General features: G+C 70.0%; 25 protein-coding genes. 15 read left to right on the forward strand and 10 right to left on the reverse strand.

All coding sequences use genetic code 11. From position 1 onward, the window contains the following. Nucleotides 1–28 precede the first annotated feature (28 nt). The 4 genes from ACOKM3_RS06050 to ACOKM3_RS06065 all read right to left on the reverse strand — a co-directional run bounded on the left by ACOKM3_RS06050 (nt 29) and on the right by ACOKM3_RS06065 (nt 3,791). The gene (locus ACOKM3_RS06050) at nt 29–706 is read right to left on the reverse strand and encodes a GntR family transcriptional regulator (protein ID WP_426897677.1); all 678 of its coding nucleotides are present in this window, start codon (nt 704–706) and stop codon (nt 29–31) included. A gap of 70 nt (nt 707–776) precedes the next feature. Continuing rightward, entirely contained in the window at nt 777–1,430 is a 654-nt protein-coding gene (locus ACOKM3_RS06055) for a 4-carboxy-4-hydroxy-2-oxoadipate aldolase/oxaloacetate decarboxylase (protein ID WP_426897679.1), read from the reverse strand. A 46-nt stretch (nt 1,431–1,476) separates the two neighbouring features. Then, nucleotides 1,477–2,853, reverse strand: a complete 1,377-nt coding sequence (locus ACOKM3_RS06060; protein ID WP_426897681.1) for an MFS transporter — start codon at nt 2,851–2,853, stop codon at nt 1,477–1,479. A 53-nt stretch (nt 2,854–2,906) separates the two neighbouring features. Further along, nucleotides 2,907–3,791 (reverse strand): NAD(P)-dependent oxidoreductase, encoded by an 885-nt coding sequence (locus tag ACOKM3_RS06065; protein ID WP_426897683.1) that lies wholly within the window; start codon nt 3,789–3,791, stop codon nt 2,907–2,909. A 295-nt stretch (nt 3,792–4,086) separates the two neighbouring features. Between ACOKM3_RS06065 and ACOKM3_RS06070 the strand changes: the two genes are divergently transcribed. The 5 genes from ACOKM3_RS06070 to ACOKM3_RS06090 all read left to right on the forward strand — a co-directional run bounded on the left by ACOKM3_RS06070 (nt 4,087) and on the right by ACOKM3_RS06090 (nt 8,995). Next, the gene (locus ACOKM3_RS06070) at nt 4,087–5,484 is read left to right on the forward strand and encodes an RraA family protein (protein ID WP_426897685.1); all 1,398 of its coding nucleotides are present in this window, start codon (nt 4,087–4,089) and stop codon (nt 5,482–5,484) included. Next, complete coding sequence (locus ACOKM3_RS06075) at nt 5,481–6,821, forward strand: TRAP transporter large permease subunit (protein ID WP_426897687.1); 1,341 nt, start codon at nt 5,481–5,483, stop codon at nt 6,819–6,821. Before ACOKM3_RS06070 ends, ACOKM3_RS06075 begins: the two co-directional genes overlap by 4 nt. A 15-nt stretch (nt 6,822–6,836) precedes the next feature. Then, nucleotides 6,837–7,118: a hypothetical protein gene (locus ACOKM3_RS06080; protein ID WP_426897689.1), complete on the forward strand. Its 282-nt coding sequence runs from the start codon at nt 6,837–6,839 to the stop codon at nt 7,116–7,118. Nucleotides 7,119–7,250: 132 nt separating this feature from the next. Continuing rightward, complete coding sequence (locus ACOKM3_RS06085) at nt 7,251–8,003, forward strand: IclR family transcriptional regulator (protein ID WP_426897691.1); 753 nt, start codon at nt 7,251–7,253, stop codon at nt 8,001–8,003. Nucleotides 8,004–8,017: 14 nt separating this feature from the next. Then, nucleotides 8,018–8,995: a cyclase family protein gene (locus tag ACOKM3_RS06090; RefSeq protein WP_426897693.1), complete on the forward strand. Its 978-nt coding sequence runs from the start codon at nt 8,018–8,020 to the stop codon at nt 8,993–8,995. A gap of 50 nt (nt 8,996–9,045) precedes the next feature. Here the strand turns inward: ACOKM3_RS06090 and ACOKM3_RS06095 are convergent, their stop codons facing one another. From ACOKM3_RS06095 to ACOKM3_RS06105, 3 genes are all read right to left on the reverse strand, one after another. Beyond that, nucleotides 9,046–9,177, reverse strand: coding sequence for a hypothetical protein (locus ACOKM3_RS06095; protein ID WP_426897695.1), 132 nt, complete (start codon nt 9,175–9,177; stop codon nt 9,046–9,048). Between the two features lie 204 nt (nt 9,178–9,381). Continuing rightward, a complete protein-coding gene (locus tag ACOKM3_RS06100) occupies nt 9,382–10,059 on the reverse strand; it encodes a methyltransferase domain-containing protein (protein WP_426897697.1) in 678 nt (225 codons plus the stop codon). Nucleotides 10,060–10,482: 423 nt separating this feature from the next. Continuing rightward, nucleotides 10,483–11,427 (reverse strand): GlxA family transcriptional regulator, encoded by a 945-nt coding sequence (locus ACOKM3_RS06105; protein WP_426897699.1) that lies wholly within the window; start codon nt 11,425–11,427, stop codon nt 10,483–10,485. A 71-nt stretch (nt 11,428–11,498) separates the two neighbouring features. On the opposite strand from ACOKM3_RS06105, the gene ACOKM3_RS06110 reads away from it, so the two are divergent. The 4 genes from ACOKM3_RS06110 (at nt 11,499) to ACOKM3_RS06125 (ending at nt 14,182) form a co-directional block, all read left to right on the forward strand. Continuing rightward, on the forward strand, nt 11,499–12,188 hold the full coding sequence (locus ACOKM3_RS06110; RefSeq protein WP_426897701.1) for an HD domain-containing protein: 690 nt from the start codon (nt 11,499–11,501) through the stop codon (nt 12,186–12,188). A gap of 107 nt (nt 12,189–12,295) precedes the next feature. Then, entirely contained in the window at nt 12,296–12,718 is a 423-nt protein-coding gene (locus tag ACOKM3_RS06115; protein WP_426897703.1) for a RidA family protein, read from the forward strand. Nucleotides 12,719–12,970: 252 nt separating this feature from the next. Next, on the forward strand, nt 12,971–13,705 hold the full coding sequence (locus ACOKM3_RS06120; protein WP_426897705.1) for a GAF domain-containing protein: 735 nt from the start codon (nt 12,971–12,973) through the stop codon (nt 13,703–13,705). A 36-nt stretch (nt 13,706–13,741) separates the two neighbouring features. Next, nucleotides 13,742–14,182 (forward strand): ATP-binding protein, encoded by a 441-nt coding sequence (locus ACOKM3_RS06125; protein WP_426897707.1) that lies wholly within the window; start codon nt 13,742–13,744, stop codon nt 14,180–14,182. A gap of 93 nt (nt 14,183–14,275) precedes the next feature. On the opposite strand, the gene ACOKM3_RS06130 is transcribed toward ACOKM3_RS06125, so the two are convergent. Beyond that, entirely contained in the window at nt 14,276–15,199 is a 924-nt protein-coding gene (locus tag ACOKM3_RS06130) for a SigB/SigF/SigG family RNA polymerase sigma factor (protein ID WP_426897709.1), read from the reverse strand. Between the two features lie 318 nt (nt 15,200–15,517). Here ACOKM3_RS06130 and ACOKM3_RS06135 point away from each other — a divergent pair, with 318 nt between their 5' ends. The 3 genes from ACOKM3_RS06135 (at nt 15,518) to ACOKM3_RS06145 (ending at nt 18,576) form a co-directional block, all read left to right on the forward strand. Continuing rightward, on the forward strand, nt 15,518–15,967 hold the full coding sequence (locus ACOKM3_RS06135) for an STAS domain-containing protein (protein WP_426897711.1): 450 nt from the start codon (nt 15,518–15,520) through the stop codon (nt 15,965–15,967). A 64-nt stretch (nt 15,968–16,031) separates the two neighbouring features. Continuing rightward, nucleotides 16,032–17,630 carry a diacylglycerol/lipid kinase family protein gene (locus ACOKM3_RS06140; protein WP_426897713.1) on the forward strand — a complete coding sequence of 533 codons (1,599 nt, stop codon included), beginning with the start codon at nt 16,032–16,034 and terminating at the stop codon, nt 17,628–17,630. Nucleotides 17,631–18,234: 604 nt separating this feature from the next. Continuing rightward, nucleotides 18,235–18,576, forward strand: coding sequence for a MerR family transcriptional regulator (locus ACOKM3_RS06145; protein ID WP_426897715.1), 342 nt, complete (start codon nt 18,235–18,237; stop codon nt 18,574–18,576). Between the two features lie 59 nt (nt 18,577–18,635). Here the strand turns inward: ACOKM3_RS06145 and ACOKM3_RS06150 are convergent, their stop codons facing one another. Then, complete coding sequence (locus tag ACOKM3_RS06150; RefSeq protein ID WP_426897717.1) at nt 18,636–19,250, reverse strand: TetR/AcrR family transcriptional regulator; 615 nt, start codon at nt 19,248–19,250, stop codon at nt 18,636–18,638. Nucleotides 19,251–19,356: 106 nt separating this feature from the next. Here ACOKM3_RS06150 and ACOKM3_RS06155 point away from each other — a divergent pair, with 106 nt between their 5' ends. Together ACOKM3_RS06155 and ACOKM3_RS06160 are read left to right on the forward strand one after the other, a co-directional pair. Next, nucleotides 19,357–19,623 carry a hypothetical protein gene (locus ACOKM3_RS06155; RefSeq protein WP_426897719.1) on the forward strand — a complete coding sequence of 89 codons (267 nt, stop codon included), beginning with the start codon at nt 19,357–19,359 and terminating at the stop codon, nt 19,621–19,623. Between the two features lie 135 nt (nt 19,624–19,758). Next, nucleotides 19,759–19,902 carry a hypothetical protein gene (locus tag ACOKM3_RS06160; RefSeq protein ID WP_426897721.1) on the forward strand — a complete coding sequence of 48 codons (144 nt, stop codon included), beginning with the start codon at nt 19,759–19,761 and terminating at the stop codon, nt 19,900–19,902. A gap of 150 nt (nt 19,903–20,052) precedes the next feature. On the opposite strand, the gene ACOKM3_RS06165 is transcribed toward ACOKM3_RS06160, so the two are convergent. After that, on the reverse strand, nt 20,053–20,511 hold the full coding sequence (locus ACOKM3_RS06165) for an ATP-binding protein (RefSeq protein WP_426897723.1): 459 nt from the start codon (nt 20,509–20,511) through the stop codon (nt 20,053–20,055). A gap of 157 nt (nt 20,512–20,668) precedes the next feature. On the opposite strand from ACOKM3_RS06165, the gene ACOKM3_RS06170 reads away from it, so the two are divergent. Next, a complete protein-coding gene (locus ACOKM3_RS06170) occupies nt 20,669–21,196 on the forward strand; it encodes an SRPBCC family protein (protein ID WP_426897725.1) in 528 nt (175 codons plus the stop codon). Nucleotides 21,197–21,202: the final 6 nt, after the last annotated feature.

The following is a 21,202-nucleotide window of genomic DNA, read 5'->3' on the forward strand; positions in this document are numbered from 1 at the left end:
GGGATGCCGCAGGGCGGCGGCCCCGGTCTCAGGTGTCGTCCGACGACGCTTCGGGTGCGTTGGTGTGCTGGGATGACGCGGTCAGTGCCATGTAGGACAGCCGCAGGTGCGCTTCCATGACGGCGCGGGCCGTGGCGCTGTCGTGCGCCGCGATCGCGGTGACCAGTTGTCGGTGGTCCTGAAGGCTCCGCTGGAGTTGCAGGTCGTCGTAGAACTGGAACGAGCCGAGCATCAGTGGGGCGCGGGTCAGGTTGGCGGCGATGTTGTACAGGCGCGGGGAGGCCGCGCATTCGAGTACGAGTTGGTGCAACTCGTGGTTCTGGCGGGCGAGTTCGTCGCGGAAGCGATCGCCGCGGATCCGCTCGCAGGCCTCCATCGCGTCGCACAGCTTGGTCAGCTGATCGAGCTGGCCGCTGGTGCGACGCTGGGCGGCGAGTTGCGCCGCGTAGGGTTCCAGCATGGCGCGGATCGCCATGACTTCGGCGGCGTCGTCGCTGGTCCAGGAGGCGACGAAGGCGCCGCGGTTGGCTTCGATGGTGACCAGGCCGTCGTCGCTCAGCCGCCGCAGCGCGTTACGGACCGGGGTCCGGCTCACCTGGTACTGCTCGCGGATGGTGTCCTCGACCAGATGGGCGCCAGGGGCCAACTGTCCGGTCTGGATGGCGGACTTCAGCGCGAGATAGATGGCATCAGCCGGTCGTCCCATCTCCACCCGCCTCCTTCAACCGTCGTGGACCCCGGCAAGCCTAGTCGACTGGATCACCGGCCCGTACTGGTCAGGGCCGCGGCAGCCCCAGGAGGTCCAGTGTGCTCGCACCGGTGCGGATGCGGTCGCGGAAGCCGGCCTCCTTGGCGGCCCTGGCTTCGGAGGCGGCAAGGGCCTCGTCCGTCTGGTGGGCGGGGACACGAACAAGGCCGTCGGCGTCGCCGAGGATGATGTCGCCGGGCTCGACGCGGACCCCGCCGACGCGGACGGGCACGTTGATCCGGCCGGGCACCGCCTTGCTCGTTCCCTTGATCGACAGGCCGCGGGTGAAGACCGGGAAGCCACTGGCGATGATGTCCCGGCTGTCGCGGACGGCTCCGTCGATGACCAGTCCGGCCAGGCCGCGCTCCTGGGCGGCGCAGGTCAGCACGTCGCCCCAGGGTCCGGCTTCGAGGTACCCCTTGGCGTCGACGACGAGGACGTCACCGGGGCCGGCTTCCAGGAGTGCGAGGTGGATGTACCAGTTGTCGGCGGGCGGCAGGTCGAGTGTCACCGCGGTGCCGACCAGGGTGCGGGAGGGGTCCAGGGGCTTGAGGCCGGCGTCGAAGGCTCCGAACTGGCCGTTGGCCTCGTAGACCGTGGCCGCTCCGAGTTCACCGAGCCGGTCGAGACTCTTCCGGTCGGGGCGGGCTGCTTGCGTGCGGGCTGTTCGCGTGAGGGGCATGGATCTTCCGTTTCGTTGCCGGTGGGTGGTCATAACTGATGGGCGGTCAGGCGGCGTCGTGAGCAGTGGTCTTGGGCAGGCCGGCCCGGTCGGGCGCGGATGCCGAGCGGGCGGTCGCTTCCGCCTCTCGGACGAAGCGGAGGCGTACGACGAGCAGGCCGGAGACGACGAGGACGGCGGCGACGATGGCCAGGCCGGTGTAGATGCTGCCGGTGGCGCTCTCCAGGGCGCCGAACCCGTACGGACCGACGAAGCCGCCGAGGTTGGCGATGGAGTTGATCGAGGCCATGCCGACGGCGGCCGCCGATCCGGTCATGAACAGCGAGGGCAGCGACCAGAACGGTCCGTAGGTCGCGTACACGGCCACCGTGATCACGGTGAGCAGGAGCAGGGACAGTACGAGGCTGTCCTCCACCAGGACCATGGCGCACAGGCCCGCGGCGGCGGTGAACAGGGGAATGGCCACGTGCCAGCGGCGTTCCCGCAGCCGGTCCGAGCGTCGGGCCCACCAGACCATGAACACGGCCGCCACGGCGTAGGGCAGGGCGCTGAGCAGGCCGACGGAGGTGTTGCTGAGGCTGTCCTGAAGGCCGTTGACGATCTGCGGGGTGAAGAAGGCCAGGACGTAGATGGCGACGGACTTGCTGTAGTAGATCAGCGCCAGGGCGAGGGTGCGCCAGCCCGCCAGGCTGCGCCAGAAGCCGACCTGGCGGTGCCGGGCCTCCTTGGCCGCGTTCTCCGCTTCCAGTGTGCGGTTGAGCCACTGCTTCTCGTCTGCCGTCAGCCAACGTGCGGCCTGTGGTGAGTCGGTGAGGAGGAACAGCGTCGCGAGGCCGAGCAGGACGGCCGGCACACCTTCGAGGATGAACACCCACCGCCAGCTGGACACACCAAGCCAGTGCACGTGGTCCAGGATGAGGCCGGACAGCGGGCCGGCGATGAGCGTGGCGACGGGCAGGGCGACCATGAACTGCGCCACCACGCGGGCCCGTTCGCGTTCCGGGAACCACTGGCTGAGGTAGAGGATGACGCAGGGGAAGAATCCCGCTTCGGCGATCCCGAGGATGACACGGACGGCGGCGAGCTGTGTGAAGTTGTGGACGAAGCCGGTCGCGACGGCGACGGCGCCCCAGCTGACCAGGATGCGGGCGATCCAGCGGCGGGCGCCGACCTTGCGCATGAGCATGTTGCTCGGCACTTCGAAGACGAAGTAGCCGATCGAGAACAGGCCCGCGATCAGGCCGAACTGGGTGGATGTGATGCCGAGGTCGGCGTTCATCTCCAGCGCCGCGTAGCCGACGTTGGCCCGGTCGATGAAGGCGATGACGTAGAGGAGTGCCAGGAACGGCACGAGACGGATCTTGATCTTGTTGATGACGGCCGGCCTGTACTGTCCCGCCACATCGTTGGGGTGTATGGACATGACTCTCCGGAGGGGAACGGTGGATTACGCGAACCGATGGGTGTGGGTGCGTGTCATCGCCTGCCGATGCGGGAGAGATCGGCCAGCCAGTCGATGGCGGCGTCGGCCGTCTCCGTCTCCGTCTCCGGCACGGAACGGGACTGCTGGGCAGCGGAGTTGGTCGCGGCGAAGCGCCGCTCGGCGGCCCGGGTCATGGTGCTGGGGTAGTCGAGCTGTTCCAGTTGCTCGGCCGCCTGGGCCACCTCGTGCTCACGGCGCGGCGCATGCTGCGGATGGGTGCGCACCATGGCGTGCAGCAGGGGTACGAAGCCGGTGCGGTCGACGTCGGCCAGTGATGCCCACAGCTGGTCGAGCACGCCGTACTCACGGGCGGCCGGCAGGCACTCCACCGCCAGGCCCTCAAGACCCTTCATGATCACCGAACGCAGCAGTTTGACGCGCATCGCGTCCCCGGGACGGGAGTCGCCCAGCACGGTCAGCGGCGCGTCGAACCGCTTGAGCAGGCTGATGAGTTCCGGGTACTCCTCGCCCGCGTAGAGCAGCGGTGTCCGCGCCTTGCCCAGTGCGACGGATCCGGTGATGGCGATGTCGGCATACCCCAGTCCCGACTCCTCGCAGCGGACGGCGGCGGCCCGCTTGTCTTCGGCCGAGGCGGTGCTCAGGTCCCCGATGACGGCGCCCGCCGCCACGTGGGGCAGCAGGGCGTCAAGTATCGACGTCAGCGCTCCGCCCGGTGTCGCCAGGAGCACCACCTCGGCCGGGTGCAGCCAGGGGCCGGCCTCCCGGTGCAGTTCCAGACCTGCCTCGCGGGCCAGGGCGAGCGCCGTCGGCGCGGGAGCGGGATCCAGCAGGTGCAGTCCCGACGCCGGCGTCTCCCGCACGGCTTCGGCATAGGCGAGACCGACCTCGCCGCAGCCAACAATCACGATCTCAGTCATCCGTGCGCCATCTCTCGGGGTAGGCCCGACCATCGGCCGGGGGCGTGCAATAGAAGAACAATCACGAAGATTTTGTGCTGTAAGCGCCGCGTTCTTCGGCATGTTGTACTTCTATAGCACTCTCAAGGCGGGGTCGTACACCCTTGCCGGGCCGCCAACCATCCGGGCCCCTTCCGATCGCGCGACGAAACAGCCCTTGACGCCTACTTCACACGCAGGCAACATCCCTACTCATTAAGCGATAATCCTTATCACGCAATGAGAATCCCCTGGTGGGGTGGCAAGGAGGCCACAGATGCGCGTCGCGGTGCTCGGACTGGGCGAGGCGGGAGCGTTGTATGCGACCGGGTTCCTGGAGAACGGCTGGTCGGTCGCTGGGTACGACCCGGGGGACGTCCCGACGCCGGACGGTGTGGAGCGGGCGGACAGCGTCGAGGCAGCGGTGGCCGGAAGCGATCTGGTGCTCGGGCTCACCGGGGCCAAGGCCGCGCTGGCCGTGGCCCAGGAGGCCGCCCCGCACCTCGGGAAGACCACGGTCTACGCCGACATGAACGCGGGCGCCCCGCAGTTGAAGGGCCGGATCGCGGACGCGGTGGGCGTCGCCTCCGAGGCCGCGTTCGCGGATGTGTCGGTGATCGGGTCCGTCCCGGCGTACCGGCATCGCACCGCGCTGGTGGCCAGTGGCCCGGGGGCCGCCGTGGTCGCGGACCACTTCGGCGGCCTGGGCGCGCCGGTGGAGGACCTGGGCGGCGAGCCGGGGGCCGCGTCCGCCCGCAAGCTGCTGCGCAGTGTGTTCATGAAGGGGCTCGGCGCGATCATCGTGCAGACCGTGGAGGCGGGCCGGGCAGCCGGGGACGAGGGGTGGGTGCGCGAGCAGATCGCCGCCGAACTCGCGGGCGGTGAAGGCACGTTGGAGCGGCTGTACACGGGGACCGCCAAGCACGGTGAGCGCCGGGCGTTCGAGGCCTCGGCCGCCGCCGAGCTGATGGCCGACCTCGACCTGGACGCGGAGCTCGCCCGGGCGATCGGACACGTACACCTGCTGGCGGCCCGCCCGGAGGGGCTGCGCGATGTGCCGCGGGTGTCGGACGGACTGCTGGCCGCACACCAGGACGTGGCCACCGCGAACATCGGTGACGCGGTCGACCGGCTGGGACTGCTCGACTCCGGGATCCGGCCCATGTGGAGCGGGGCGCGTGCCATCGGGCGGGCGCTGACGGTGTGGACGCGGGCCGGCGACAACCGGGCCATCCATGAGGCCATCAAGGTCGCGAAGCCGGGTGACATCATCGTCGTCAACGGCGAGGCCGACACCTCCCGGGCGCTGGTCGGTGAGCTGATCTGCGAGCGGGCCAAGGCGCACGGTGTGGTGGGCATGGTGCTCGACGGCGCGGCCCGTGACATCGACGTACTCGCCGAGATCGGGTTCCCGGTGTGGGCGCGCGCGGTGACACCGGCCGGTCCGTACAAGTTCGGCCCCGGACACGTGAACGTGCCCGTCGCGGTGGGTGGCCTGGTGTGTCGCCCCGGTGACCTGGTGGTCGCGGACGGCGACGGCATTGCCGTGGTGGCCGCCGAGGAGGCAGAGTCGGTGCTCGCCGCGGCGCGCGCGGTCGAGGCCGACGAGGCCGGCCGGCGCGCCACGATCCGCGCCACGGCGGCCGCGGCGGCAGGAACGGGAGACGCATCATGATCGCCGTATGGGCGCTGGGCTGCTACATCGCGGCCATCCTCATCTGGAACTCCGTGCTCAAGCGGAACATCGGCGAGGCACTGATCGTCGGCTTCCTGGTCACCGGCCTGTTCTCCGGTGGTGACATCGCCCATGTGCTGTGGAGCAGCCTGGCCGAGGCGCTACAGGAGGAAGTCACCTTCGCCGCGCTCGCCTTCGTGTTCATGAGCTACGTCCTGGCCCGCACCCCGGTCCTCGACCACCTCCTGGACATCCTGAACTCGCTGCTCGGGCGGCTGCGGGGCGGACCCGTCTACACCTCGACGGTCGCCGCCGGTGTGTTCGGTGCCATCGCGCACGTCGGCGCCGCGGTCACCGCCGCCGTCGGATCGGTGACGATCCCGTGGATGAAGCGGTCGAACGTCAGCGGTGAACTCGCCGCGACCGTCGCGGCCGGAGGGGCGGGGATGGGTGTCACCTTCCCGTTCAGCTCCACCATGTTCATCCTCATGGGCTCGGCCGGCGTCGCCTCCGTGGTCTCCACCGACGACATCGTGCTGCCGCTGTTCATCGGCGGACTGTGGTGTCTCGGCTACCGGCTGATCGCCGCGTTCATCATGGTCCGTCGGCACGGCATCCAGCCGGTGGCCGGCGAGGAACTCAAGCCGCTGCGCCGCACGATGGGCGTGGGCTGGACCAGCCTGCTCCTGTTCGGCGGGATCGTCGTGCCGCTGCTGCTGACGCGCGGGCCGCTCGCCGGGTCGCTCGGCCGCTACCTGGACGGCGTGGAGATGTCCGACGCCATCAGCCTCATCACCTGGATACCCGTCCTGATGATCGCGATCGTGCTGGTGCTCGGCCGCCGTCATCTGCCGCGCGGCGGGCAGGCGTGGTGGGAGCTGCTCGGCGGGGCCGCACCGAAGTTCGGCGTGCTCGGTGTCACCATCGTCGCCGCGTTCTCCGCGGCCAACGCGCTGGGTGAACTCGGGCTGCCCGCGCAGCTGTCCGACCTGCTCTCGGGAGTGGACGCGCCGCTGTGGGTGCTGGCCCTGGTCGTCGGCCTCCTGGTGGTGGGTGTCGCCATCCCGCTGACGGCCAGTGCCACCATGGCCGCGATCGGACCGGTCGCCGTCTCCGCGCTGATCGGCGCGGGTGTCTCCCCGGCCACCGCCTGCGTCGCCGTGCTGATCTTCGCGTCCACCGAGGGGGCCTCTCCCCCGTCCGGCGCACCCATCTACGTGGCCAGCGGCATCGCGGGCGTCGACCCCTCACGCACCTTCATGCCCCTGCTCACGTACTACTGCATCCCCATCCTGCTCATCGGCGCCGCCGTGGCCACCGGCGTCCTGCCCGTCTGAACCGGAGGCCGTCCCATGACCGTCCGCACACTCCAGATCCTCTTCCGCCTCAGCGTCATCGGCTTCCTGGCCGGCGGGTTCCTCGTCGTCATCGCCCAGGCCCTGGGGATCGCGCTCGGCGACGCCGGCTGGGTCGCCGCCGTCGGTGAGCAGGCCGGACCGCCGACCTTCATCACCGCGAGCGTCAGCGGCCTGCTCGCCTTCATCCTGTCCTACGTCGACAAGGAGAAGCCCGAGCCGGACGCCCCCGCCGCGGCGCACGACCTGCAACCCGCCGCGGGCTCGACCTCCCCCTGACGGGCGGGCGCCCCTGCGCGGGCGGGCGAGCAAGCTCTTGGGAGACCCGCGCCGCCGTCGGCCGACAGTCTGATAACTCTTATCAGGCAACGGCACACCGGGTGCCGCGCCGACGACCAGGAGCCCCAGCCCATGGCCAGCCCATCCGCCACTCCCATGCGTTCGCTCGACCGGGCCTTCGACGTACTGGGAGTCCTCGAGGACGCCAGGCACCCGCTGCGGCTCAGCGACATCGCCCGCCGCGCGGAACTGCACGTGGCCACCGCCCAGCGCATCCTCAACGTCCTCGTCGACCGCGGCTACGCGGCCCGGGAGGACACCGGGTACGTCGCAGGGCCCGCGGCCGTCGCCACCGCCCACGCCTTCCTGGTCAACAACCGGCTCAGCCCGGTCGCCCTGCCCATCCTGCAGGAGCTGGCCGCCACCACCGGTCTCACCCCGACCCTGTTCGTCCGGGTCGGCCACTCGCGGGTGCCGATCGCACGCGTCGAGGGCCGCAACCCGCTGCGCTACCAACTCCCCATCGGCGACAAGCTCACCCTCCATCTCGGAGCCGGGAAAGCCCTGCTCGCCTGGCTGCCCGAGGACGAACAAGCGGCCTACGTCACGGCCGCGACCCCCTTCACCAGGGCGTCGGGCCAGCAGGTCACCGCCGAGGACCTCACCGCCGAACTCCAGCGCGTGCACACCGACGGCTACGCCCTCTCCCAGGACGAACGCGTCCAGGGAGTCACCTCCGTCAGCGCCCCCATCCTCAAGGACGACACCCTGCTCGGCGCCCTCAGCATCGTCGGCCCCAGCACGGATCTGCCCGAGGCCGACCACCAGAGCATCATCACCGAAGTCCGCCACGCAGCGAAGGCCATCGCAGCCCGCTGCGCCTGACCGAAAGCGCCGCCGTGCCCCAGCCGATACCCACCTACGCCGATCTCCTCGCCCGCACCGACGCGCCCGCCGGCTCCAGTTGGCACCTCTTCACCGAACAGCCCGAGCGCGGCATGGCCAACTTCGCGGGCACCGAGCAGATCCTGCGCGCCACACCCTGCGTTCGCGAAGGCCGGGCCATCAGCCTCGACTACGCCCTCGACGCGTTCGACCCTCCCATGTCCCGGGCCCGCGGCATCCCCCAGCACCACATCACCGCCAAGCACGACCAGGCCCGCGACGACTCCCTGGACGGCTTCCACCTCCAGGCAAGCACCCAGGTCGACGGGCTGCGCCACCGCCGCGCCTCCGGACACGGCTTCTACAACGGCGTACCCGATGACGCCATCACCCCGCGCAGCCCGCGCCTCGGCGTCCAACTCTGGTCCGAGACACCCCTGGTGGGCCGCGGCCTGCTCATCGACCTCGACGGATTCCTGCGCGATCGCGGCACCCCGCTCGACCACACCACGGGCCCCGCCCTCACCCCCTCCCTGCTCGACGAGGCCCTCGCCGCACAGCACTGCACCATCGAGGACGGCGACCTGATCCTCGTCCACACCGGCTGGGCCCACTGGTACCTCACCACCGACACGGACACCCGTACCGAGGCACGTGCCGCACGCCGTGCCACCGGCTTCGCCCAGTCACGCGAGTTCGCCGCCTGGTGCTGGGACCACCGCATCGCGCTGATGGCCACCGACACGTTCGCCGTCGAGGTCCTGCCCGTCCTTCCCGGCAGCGACTTCCACGACAGCGCGCCCGAGGACGCGGGCATGATGCACCAGGAACTCATCGCCAAACTCGGCCTCCCGCTGGGCGAGTTGTGGAACCTGACCGCTCTCGCCGAGGACTGCCGCGCCACCGGCCGCTGGGACAGCCTCCTGACCGTGAAGCCCCTCCACCTCACCGGCGGAGTCGGCTCACCGGCCAACGCGACCGCGCTGCGCTGACCATCGGGTCGCTAGACCGTACAAGCCCTGCGGGGCACCATGTCGCGAAGCTACAGCGGCGCGAGGTGCATCAGGATCTCGTCACGGTCATGCCCCGGAGCCAGTCGCAGCGCGCCGGGGCGGCGGCCGATCTCCTTCCAGCCGAAACGCCGCATGAGGGCGGCCCCGCCCGCATCGCTCACCTCGATCCCGCAGTCAATCACCCCGCCAAGTACGGCGGTTGAGACTTCTTAGGGCCGGACGTACTGCCGGTAGATCACCGTGTCGGCGTTCATGGTCATCGCGCCAGTCTCACAGGGGGGTACGACAATGAGCCGCGATCGCGGCGGTCACCAAGGTGAGGGCGGGGAGAGCCGGTAGTCGCACCGCATCGCGCAGCAGGACGCTCACGCCCGTCGGAACACCAGCAGTTCGGTGCGTCCGCCGCTGAGCGGTACGAAGTGGCTGCCCAGCAAGGACAGCCCGCGCTCGGCCAGGCGGTCGAGCAGCCACGAGCGCGAGATCATGCCGTAGAGAGTCGCACTGTTCGAGACCCAGTTCGTCGTCATCTCGTCGTCGAGGCAGTCCTCGTTCACCACGTCGAACGCGACGATCCCTCCCCGGCGCACGACCCTGGCCATCTCGTCGAGATAGCCGATGCTGGTGGCCAACGGGAGGTAGACGAACACCTTGTGGGCGTGCACGAGATCCACCGAGTCGTCGGCGGTGGCACTCAGGGTGCGCCCGTCGGCGGGTTGCACAAGGACGTTCGGCAGCGTCTTCAGGCGGGTCAGCCAGTCCCCCGCGGTCTCGTAGATCTCGTAGGTGTTCGGGTGCGTCGCGTCGATCACCCGGGCCGCGTACCGGCCCGATCCCGGGCCGATCTCACACACCCGCTCCACCTTCTCGCCGAGATCCGCCAGCCGCAACAGCGCGTCCACGGTCTCGCCGGTCGCACCCGGAGCGGCGCTGTATTGGTCGATGTAGTCCTCCAGGGACACCCCGGCCCGCCGGGCCGCCGCCACCGTCCTTCGGGCGGAGACGAAGGACTGGATGGCCGGGTCGTCACTGTGCCCACGAACCATCTGCACACCAAGGGGACGCAAGGCACGGTTCGCCCCGACACGAGCGGCACTCAACACAGACATATCTACCTCCATCGCGAACTTCGCCCTATGTGCGGGCCCGCGCCAGGAAAGCGGAGACCTGAACCTGTCCGCTACACGGAGCCGGAGTTTCACGCCAACTTCGAGTCGGGGCCTGCCCCTTACTGCCCCCTCAAGCGCCAGATGCGCCACATGCACCACCTGTCAACGGCACCACGAGCCCTCCGCACCCGAGGGGACCCCATGCGTTCACACCTGCCGCGCCGTGGATCGCCACGAGATCGTCGCGTAGTGATCGGCAGCGGGAGGACGCTCGGTTACGGGATGGTTGACGACAGGGGCCGCCTCACGGGCCAACTACGAACGTGAACAAGGAAGTTACGCGTCGGCGCGCGAGCGGTGTCAGTGAGTGAAGGTGCGTCGGTAGGCGGTGGGGGTGGTGTTGAGGGTTCGTCGGAAGTGCAGCCGCAGGTTCGCCGCCGTACCGAGGCCGCAGTCCCGGGCCACCTGGTCCACCGAGTGGGTCGTCGTCTCCAGTAGTTCGCGCGCCTTGCCGAGGCGGGCGCCCAGCAGCCACTGGAGGGGCGTGGTGCCCGTCTCCGCGGCGAACCGGCGCATGAAGGTGCGCGGCGAGACGCCCGCATGCCGGGCGAGTTCGCGGAGCGTGAGCGGCTCGTCGAGGCGGCCCAGCGCCCACCCCCGGGTCTCGGAGAGGGACGTCTCCCCGGCCACGGTGACCGGAGCCGGGATGTACTGGGCCTGCCCGCCGTCGCGGTGCGGCGCGGCCACCAGACCGCGGGCGATCCGGTTGGCCACGATCGCCCCCAGGTCGCGACGCACAAGGTGGAGGCACAGATCGATGCCGCAGCACACTCCGGCCGACGTGAGCACCTCCCCCTCGTCCACGTACAGCACGTCGCGGTCGACCGTGACGGACGGGAAGTCCGCTTCGAAGCCGTCGATGTACTGCCAGTGGGTGGTGGCATGCAGTCCGTCCAGAATGCCCGCCTCGGCCAGCGCGAAGGCGCCCGTACAGATCGACACCACCCGCCGGCCCCGGTCGCGCGTCCGGGCCAGCGCGTCGAGCACCTCTTCCGACGGCCGTTCCAACGACTCGTTCCCCAACTGGTATCCCGGCACGATCACGGTGTCGGCGGCGCGCACTTGGTCCAGGCCCCCCTCGGTCTCGAGGGAGAAGCCGCCGGTCGTCGTCACCTTGGAGCCGAGCCCGCACACCGTCGTCTCGTAGTGGGTCTCCGGGCGGGTGTTGAAGATCTGCGCCGGGATCGCCAGGTCGAGCGGGGTGACGCCGTCCAACGCGAGGATCGCGACTCGGTGTGTCGTCATGGCAATATTCTAACGACAGTGGGCAAGACTGCCACTCACCTGGTCAGAGCGTGCGTGCCAGCCTGGTGGACATGACCGGATCGACCCACAACCAGGTGGCCCCCCAGGCAGCCACCGACCTGATCGCGCTGCCCGACACAGCGCTCACCGGCGCTGTCGTACAGCTCATCAAGCCGGTGGAATCGCCCTCGGTGTTCAACCACAGCATTCGCACCTACCTGTTCGCCCGACTCGTGGCCGCGCGCCTCGAACTGACCGCCGGCCAGGACTACGAAGACGACCTGCTGTTCGCGGCATGCACGATGCACGACCTCGGCGTGGCGCCGGACGGCCCGCACACCCAGCGGTTCGAGGTCGAGGGCGCCGACCGGGCCGCCGCGTTCCTCGTCGAACACGGACGGTCCGAGGCGGACGCCGACGAGGTCTGGCAGGCCATCGCCCTGCACACCTCTTCGGGCATCGCGGAACGCCGCGGCACGCTGTGTGTGCTCGTCCGCGAGGGCGTCGCGCTCGACTTCGGCGGCCCGATGGGCAACACCTACGCCGACGTCCTCAGCGACGAGCAGGCCGACGTCGTCCACGCCGCGTACCCGCGGCTGGAGATGATCCGCTCACTCACCGACGCGATCGTCGCGCAAGCCGCCAAGAGCCCGAAGAACGGCCCGCGTTACGCGATTCCTGGCGAATTCCTGCGCGAACGCGAGACCTTCGGCCGGACCCGGATGGAGCACGCCTGCGCCTCCTCCCGATGGGGCAACTGACGAACGCCGCCCGGCCCACCGCCCGGTCGACGAAGACGCCATATCCATATCCCCAGTCGCACACAGACGCCAGAGAACACGACACAGATCAGAGAAAAGGACACACCATGGCCATCCACCCCGTAGAGGTCCCCGACAACTCGCCCGTCTTCGGAGGGACCACCAGCGCCTTCGCGCGCTTCGGCCACGCCCCCGCGATCCGTTCGCACGGGCACCTGTTCATCTCCGGCCAGATCGGCCGCCGCCCCGACGGCGCCCCCGGGGAAACCGCCGAGGAGCAGACCGAGCTCGCCATCCGCCGCCTCGAGGAAATCCTCCGGCTGGAGAACCTCGGCCTCGGCGACCTGGTGGACGTGACCAGCTATCACGTCGACATCCGCGAGAACATGTCCGGCTTCCTCGCGGCCAAGCAGCGCCTCGTCAAAGCCCCCTACCCCGCCTGGTCGATCATCGGCGTCAGCGGCCTCGCCAGCCCGGAACTCCTCATCGAGATCCAGGCGACCGCCGCCTACCCCGACGACGCGGCCTGATCACGCGCATCGCTGACGCTGCTGCAGCAACCTCCACAGCGCCTTCCTCCACCGCTCCATCGCCTGCTCCACGTCGTCGACCACTCTCATCACGCTCGGCTACGCGAGCGCGAGCCGGGTTGTTGCACGCGTGAAACCGGTGTGCGGGTGGTAGGCGGATCTCCATCCCCGCGTCGCGGCGGGCACGTTCCGCCGCGACGCCGGCGCAATCGCTGGGCGGGCGAAGGCCCGTTCAGAAAGGAAGTGAGGCGCATGCTGGAGGAAGACCGGTCGATCGTTCATGATGTGTCGCTCGCGGCGGCCGTGGGGCGCCGGGCCCTGCCGATGAGATTGTGCACCGCCTTCGCCGAATCGCTGGGCGCGCAGCACGTGACCATGTCGCTGCTGCCGTGTCTTGAGCAGTGGCAGTTGCTGTACGCCAATGACGAAGGCGCCCTGCAGGCCGAGGCCGCTCAGTTCGCCCACGGGGAAGGGCCCTCGGTCGACGCCGCGTTGGGGGCTCGGACCGCCTTCATCCCCGATGTCCATCACACCGACAACGGCCGCCGTACGCGTCCGCGGCGCTGGTCCGACGAACTCCCCGCGCTCCGGCACGTTCTGGCACTCCCGCTGCACCGAAAGCACGGGCCGCTCGGCGTGATCTGTCTGTACTACACCCACTCCGCCCCGCCGACCCCGGCACAGATCGCCGAGGCCGAACGGGCCACCCCACTCGCCGGTGCGGAACTCCTGCGCTGGAGGCCCCTGCACGCCGACGGCCCGGAGCCGGTGTGGGCCACCGACACCCGCGCGGCACGCTGGGAACGCGTCCACCGGGCCGCCGGTTACGTCGCCGCGCGCGAGGACTGCCCGGTCGGCGAGGCACTGACCTGGCTGCGGACCACCAGCCTGCGCAGGCACCAGTCGCTGCTCGACACCTGCGACCACGTCCTGCAGCCCGCCGGGGCGCGGGCGGACGTTCGCCGACAGGCCACCCTCGTGTCCTGAACCCTCAACCCCCACACGCACAAGGAGGGTCCAAGAGTGCGCACGCAGCAGATGCACACGGACAGCGACAGCAGCGCTCACGAAGGCGTGGCGCTGAGCAAGCGACCGGAAGCCGCAGCCGACGCCCGGCTGGCGGCACGCGACTTCATGAACCGACTGCACCCGGCCGTCGAGGAGCAGGACGCCGCCAGTGTCGAGCTCGTCGTCTCCGAGCTCGTCACCAACACCGTCCGCCACGCGCGCGGCAGCCGCTGCTCCCTGCGACTGCAGGCCCGCGCGGACAGCATCGTGGTCGCGGTGAGCGACGCCGATCGGCGACCGCCCCACGAACGATCCCCCGACATGTCGAACGGCACCGGTGGCTTCGGCTGGCCGATGGTCCGCCACCTGTCCCGGTCCGTCGCGGTGACCGCGGGCCCCGGCGGCAAGACGATCCACGCGACCCTGCCCCGAAGCGGCGTCCGCGGAAGCGAGTAGCCGCGCAGCCGTGGAGGCCCTGGGGAGCGGAGTGACTCCGCTCCCCAGGGCCTCCACGGATCTCGATCCTCCCGAGGGCCCGGCGGCCGCGGCCTACGCGCTGAGCTTCATCCGAAGCCGGTCCAGGACGCGGGTGAGGCGGCGTGAGACCTGCATCTGCGAGACACCCAGTTCGCGTCCGATCTCGGCCTGCGTCAGCTCGTCGACGAAGCGCAGCGCGAGGAGCTTGCGTTCGTCGGGCGTGAGGGCGGCGATCAGCGGCTTGAGCGCCTGGAGGTTCTCGGCCTTGGCCAACTCCGGGTCGTGGCAGCCGATATGGGCGGCCAGAGTGTCGTCGGGCTCCCCGGCGTCCACCGCTCGGTCGAGCGAGGCAGCGGTGCAGCCATTGACCGCCTTCAGCCCTTCGGCGACCTCACACTCGTCAAGCCCGAGGTGGACGGCGAGTTCGGCGACGGTGGGGGCGTACCCGTTCACCTGCTCGAGGAGGGTGTTCGCCCGGTCGAGATGCAGGCTGAGCTCCTTCAGGCGCCGGGGGACATGGACGGCCCATGTCGTGTCGCGGAAGAAGCGCTTGATCTCACCCATGACGGTGGGCAGGGCGAAGCTCGTGAACTCCACGCCGCGCTGCAGCTCGAACCGGTCGATGGCCTTGATCAGGCCGATCGTGCCGACCTGCACCACGTCCTCGTAGGAATCGCCGTGAGCCCGCAGGCGGCGTGCGGCGTAGTGCACGAGGTTGAGGTTGAGCTCGATGAGGGTGTTGCGTGCGTAGGCGTACTCGTGGGTGCCCTCCTCGACCTCGTCGAGCCGGGCGAACAGCGACTTGGACAGGTCACGGATGTCCGCCGGCGCAAGGGTGCCGGTGCCAGTACCAGGGTCGGTGCCGCCGCCGGTGTCGGTGTCGGAGAGTGACGGAAGGCCCGGGACGTCCGCCGACGGGGCGGCGCTCCCGAAGCCGGTCATATGTCGCTCGGGTACATCGGACCGCTGTGCCGGATGGCTGCTGGCCTGGGGCATCATCGTCGCTCCCTCAATCCGAAGGCACTCCCCCGTCGGGAGTGCGGCGTGCACGCCTCATACCCGCAATCTTCCGGACCACACCCGCGATTTGACGCTCCGTAACATACGCAAAGCCCGCGGCGGCATCCCCCAGTCCCGCAGACGGAGACCGACCACCACAGCCCGCACACTCCCAACTAGGCGCCGAATTCCACCTGTTGGCGAACTCCGGCGCGTACGAGGAAACTCTCGGGGCAACCGGAAGGAGACTCCGTACGATGAGGCTGCGCCGGACGCATCTCACACATCGTGACCACACGGCCGAAGGGAGCCGCGATGTCCCCGCAGACCAGCCGCCTGTCCGTCACCGACCTGACGCACTGTGAGCACTGCGCGGTACTGCGGGTGCGCGGCGAACTCGACCAGGACTGCGAGCAGTTCTTCCTCCGCACCATCGGATCCCGGGTCCTGGCCGGGCACCGGCACCTGGTGCTGGACGTCACGGCGCTCACCTTCTGCGACTCGCGCGGCCTCAACTGCCTGCTCGCCGCCCGCTGGCTGCTGCAGCGCCAAGAGGGGATGCTCCTGCTGGCCGGCTCCGGGCGCCGCCTGACCGAACTGCTCGCCCAGACCGGCAGCAGCGAGCTGCTGCCCTCCCACCCCACCGTGAGCCAGGCCCTCACGGCCCTGCCCCCGGAACATCGCCCCGCCTGGCCGCCCCAGGCCCGCGACCACCCGGACGCAGACAGCTGCCGACCGTACGGGAACCAGGCGCCGATAGGGTGACGTGACGCCACGGTCGTCCCGGTCGTCGCGCAGTGGACTGGATGTGCAGAGGTGTAGCGAGCGCATGAATCGACCTGGACGTCTGGGAAAGATCCAAGGACTGGGAAAGCGTCCGAAGGCGCACTTCCCCGCCTTCCCCGCCCTCTCCGGCTTCTCCGCGAAGCGGCCACCGCGCGGAAGCTCAGCGATCCGCCTGCTGCACACGGTCGCGGAACACGACGCCGTATGGCTGGGTGCCGCCGCCGTGCTCGGCCTGGCGGGCGGCAGGAGCGGCCGAAGGGCCGCACTGCGCGGCATCGGGTCCGTGGCCATCGTCGCGGCACTGGACCGGGCTCTGACCAAACCCGCCGCCCACGGCGCCCGTCCCCGTACGAATGCCCTCACCAGGCACTTCCCCCACCCCGGCAGCACGCCCCTGCGCTCCGGCCCGCTGGCGCCGGCCGCGGCGTTCGCCTCCGCGGTCGCCGTGGAGTCGCCCCGCCACGGCCTCGCCGTACTGCCCTTCGCCGCGGGACTCGCCTACATACGCGACCGCGAGAGCCTCCACCACCGCGGCCGTCTGGCGGCCGGCGTCATCGCGGGCGCAGGCGCCGCACTGCTGACCCTCCGCTGGTGGCCGGTGAAGCCGGACACCGCCGCGGCTGCTGCTCCCCCGCGCAAACCCGCACCGGCCCTCAAGGAGGGCAAGGGGCTGCACCTGGTGGTCAACCCGTCCTCCGGCATCTCCTGGTCGCAGGACACGGCGACAGTGCTGCGCACACTCCTTCCCGAAGCGGCGATCACCGTGTTCGAACCGGGTGACGACCTCATGGACGTGCTCCATGCAGCAGCGCTGCGCGCCGTCGCGGACGGCGGTGCGCTGGGCGTCTGCGGCGGCGACGGCACCGTCAACGCGGCCGCCGCGACGGCCGCCCGCCACCACGTACCGCTCGCGGTCTTCCCCGGCGGCACCTTCAACCACTTCGCGGGCGACCTCGGCAACCAGACCCTGGAAGATGTCGCCCGCGCGATCCAGGCGGGCGAGGCGGTCACCGCCGACGCGGGCCGGGCAACACCGCCCGAGGGCCCCCACACAGGCCCGGGGGACGATGCCCCGCAGGGCCCGTCCGACGGGGCGCCGGGCCGCCCTCACAGCAACAGCGAACAGCAGCTGTTCCTCAACACATTCAGCATCGGCGTGTACTCCGAACTCGTCCACGCCCGGGAACGCCTGGAGAAGCGGATCGGCAAATGGCCCGCGCTGGCCGTGGGCCTGGCCAAGGTCCTGGCCACCGGCACCCCGCTCTCGGTGGCCATCAACGGCCGCCCCCGCGACATCTGGCTGCTCTTCGCGGGCAACGGCATCTACCACCCGGCGGGCTTCGCCCCGACGTACCGCACCCAGCTCGACGACGGACTGCTCGACATCCGCGCCGTGGAGGCCGGCACCCCGCTGGCCCGCACTCGGCTCCTCCTCGCCGTCCTGACCGGAACCCTGCACAACTCCCGGGTCCTGACGACCGCGCAGGTACGCCGCCTGGACCTGCAAGTCCTGCACGGCGACCCGCACTTCGCGTACGACGGCGAGGTCACGGACGCGACGTACCGGCACCTCGTCCTCGACAAGATCACCAACGCGATCACCCTGTACCGCCCTGCCGACCAGAGCCAGTGGCTCCGCTGACACACCGGGCATCAGCACCCGCTCAGTGACCGTGTTCGGTTTCCTCTCGGCCCGACTCGCGAAAATCTATCCCGGCCGGAGTAGACATTGGGTGGTGGTGTGGTTATGGTTTCTCTCGTAGCCGAGATCGAGCAAGCCCGGCAGAGATGAACTGCCGGGCAGCAGTACCCGCAAGTGCAGTTCGCAGGACGGTGCGGTGGTGGAGTTTCGAAGCCAGGGCTTTTGCAGGACGGCGACGGGACTGACGACCGGACCGGGTGGCCCGCAGTGATCAGGGGCCGCCACCAGCAGTACGCATCACCGGCAGTACCGGCAGTACCAGCAGTAAGTAAGTGATTGATCCCAGAGGAAGAAACGGAGGAGCCGAGCGCCATCAGGATCGCCCGGGCGGACGTCTTGAGCCCGGGTACCGCAGGACATCGATAGTGAGGTGGTCTCCGGTCAAGCAACCGCGATCCCCGCATCCCCGACATCTTCCAGGTCGGGTCTGCGGACACAGAAGGCCGGCGCAGTATCAGGGCCGGCAGATGGTGTAGCAGTTCCTTCGGGGCCCGGGTGCCGTTCGGCACCCGGGCCCCTCGACGCGTTTTACAGAGAGGTGCAAGTGACAGCAGACGATTCGTTCGGACGTCTTGATGACGACGACTACCCCGCCTACACCATGGGCCGGGCCACCGAGATACTCGGCACCACCCAGGGCTTCCTCCGCGCCATCGGCGAGGCCCGCCTGATCACCCCGCTGCGTTCCGAGGGCGGCCACCGGCGCTACTCCCGCTATCAGTTGCGCATCGCCGCACGCGCCCGGGAACTCGTCGACCAGGGCACCCCCATCGAGGCCGCCTGCCGCATCATCATCCTCGAGGACCAACTCGAAGAGGCCCAGCGCATCAACGCCGAATACCGCGCCGCCGCCGAGTCGGAGAACCCGAAGACCCCGTCGGGCTGAGCCGCGGGCCGAACGCTGGGGGCTCCCGGGCGAGGCAGAGTTGCCGGCGAGTGGTGGCGTCAGCCGCGGGCGGGCGGGGTTTCCAGCAGGCCGTCGATGTGTCGCTGGAGGACGGCCAGCGCCGCGGCCGAGGTGCGATGGCCCGCCACGACATGGACCGTGAGGCCGTCGGCCAGGGCGAGGAGCGTTCGCGCCTCGAGGTCCGGGTCGAGGTGTCGGCGAACCTCCCGGATGTCCTGGCCGTAGCGGATGAGCCACACCACGAGGTCGTGGAGTTTGGCATACGTCTCGTGAAGCACCGCGCCCAGCTTCTCGCCGGCGGGGGCCTGCGCGACGAAGGCCAGCCAGACGTGCGCGAGTGTCGTCGATTCCTCATCCAGGAGGGCGAGTTCGGCCACGGTGTGGGAGAGCAGGGTCGAAGCGGCTTCAGGCGTGGCGGTGGCGCCGATGCGCTGGTTGGCGCGTGCGCTGACATGTTGAGTGATGTACTCCAGGGCGAAGAGCAGCATGTCCTGCTTGGTACGGAAGCAACGCTGGACGGCACCCATGGACACCTCGGCCTGAGCGGCGACGTCACGGAGACTGACGGCCTCCATCCCTGAAGACGCGATCAAGGTACAGACCGCCTCGGCGATGCGTCGGCGCCGGTCCTCGTAGTCGACCTGCTTGGGCACGGCCCACTCCTTCGTTTCGATGCACTTGCATCATAACCGACCGCGCTGCACGATGTGATGCGAGCGCATCACATCGGTGTGCCGACACCCGAAGGGGGAGCCCGCCATGACCAAGCAGCTCAAGAAGCCGAACAGCCACAGCAGCTCGAGCGAGGGGCTGCTGTGGCTGTTCGGCGCGATCCTCGCCGTCCAGGGCTTCGGATCCGCCATCACGGAGGCCGGATGGGATACGAGCTTCGGCGTCTCCGGTCTCCTGCGGGCGGCCCACCTGCCCGAGTGGACAACTCTCCTGGTCGGCCTCGCGGGTGTGGCCCTGCTGGGCATGGCGGCCCGTACCCACTACACGAGGAGGCGAGCGACCCCCCGCACGTGAGCGGGCCCGAGCCGAGACCGGCGTCGACTACCGAGTGCCCGCCTTTGTGTTCCGTACCGCTTCCCGGGTAGCCGCAGGGAGAGCGAGGGCGCAGTGTCGCTGCTCTTGTCGAACGACGGACACCACGGAGGATTCATGGCCGGCATTCTCGACCGGATCAAGCAGTTCAGCCGCAGCCCGCAGGGCAGGCGGGCGATCGCGACGGCACGCCGGACGGCATCGGACCCCCGCCGGCAGGCCCAGGCCCGCGGGTGGCTCGCTCGGCTGCGCCGCCGGTGAGCGTGGCCCGGGACCGGTGACCACGGGCGGCGCGAGGCTCATGCGCGATCGCCCCTGGCGCCGGACGAACGAGCCGGAGCCCGCGCCTCCTGTTGACGGCGCGGCACATGCACCGCCCGGGACGTGTCACGGAACGTGAGGCACCGGCGGTCACGCCAGCGCCAGGACGGCCGTGACCGTCTTCCCACCCGGCTCCCTGTCGACCTGCACGCGCGAGCACAGGCGCTGGACGATCGTCCAGCCGTACCCGCCCTGACGGCCCGGCGCCGGCGCCAGTGCCTTCGGCACCTCACGGCTGGCATCGCTGACCCTCAACTGCAGCTCGTCCCCGGCCAGTCGGGCGCGGAAGCCGGTCACCGCTCCGGCGTGCAGCAGCGCGTTCGTGACCAACTCGCTCACCACGAGCAGCGCGTCCCCGCGCAGTTGCTGCGCGCGGGCCACGGACAGGCCGCCGCACGCCCCCATCAGCACCGAGCGGACCTGCATCCGGGCGTCCGCGCAGCTGATGTCCGCGCAGCTGATGTCCTCGCGCTCCGACTCTGTTGCTGCTCCCCCTGCTTCCCCTGCTTCCACAACGGCCGACACGCCGTCGGCTGTGGCGTCGTACATGTGCGGTCACCGCTCTCATCGGATCGGTTCGTGTCCGTATGCCCGACCCGGAAGGCCCCACACGTCCGCGACGCCCTCTCCGGCATGCCATGCTCCTACTCAGCAGTAGCTTCGCGTCGTGAGTCGGAAACCGAATGCCGTCAGTTGGAGGAATCCCGTGGCCCGCGTCTTCACCGTGAGCGACAGCATCACCATCGCCGTGTCGCCCGACATCGCGTACGAGGCCGTCAACCGCCCCGCGGACATGGGGCGTTGGAGCCCGGAGAACCTCGGCACGACGGACGAGTCACCCGCCGGGCCGGCCGGTCCCGGCACCACGTTCGTCGGCCGCAACAAGCGCGGAGCGTTCCGGTGGACGACCCGGTGCACGGTCACGGCGGCCGAGCCGGGTCGCCGCTTCGCGTTCCGCGTCCATGCGATCGGGCTCAAGCGGCCCTTCCTGCGCGGCCCGATCGCCACGTGGGAGTACCGGTTCGAGCCGGCCGGCAGCGGCACCCGCGTGACGGAGACCTGGACCGACGACCGGCGCGCCTGGCCGACGTTCGTGGCCAACGCCTTCGACCGTGTCGCCACCTCCGGGAAGACGTTCGCCGTATTCCAAAAGCGGAACATCGAGCTGACGCTCCACAACCTCAAGCGCGAACTCGAAGGCGAATACGAACCCGAACGCGACACCGCGCACTGATCGGAA

This window comes from Streptomyces nidicola (genome assembly GCF_050106155.1).
Lineage (GTDB): Bacteria > Actinomycetota > Actinomycetes > Streptomycetales > Streptomycetaceae > Streptomyces.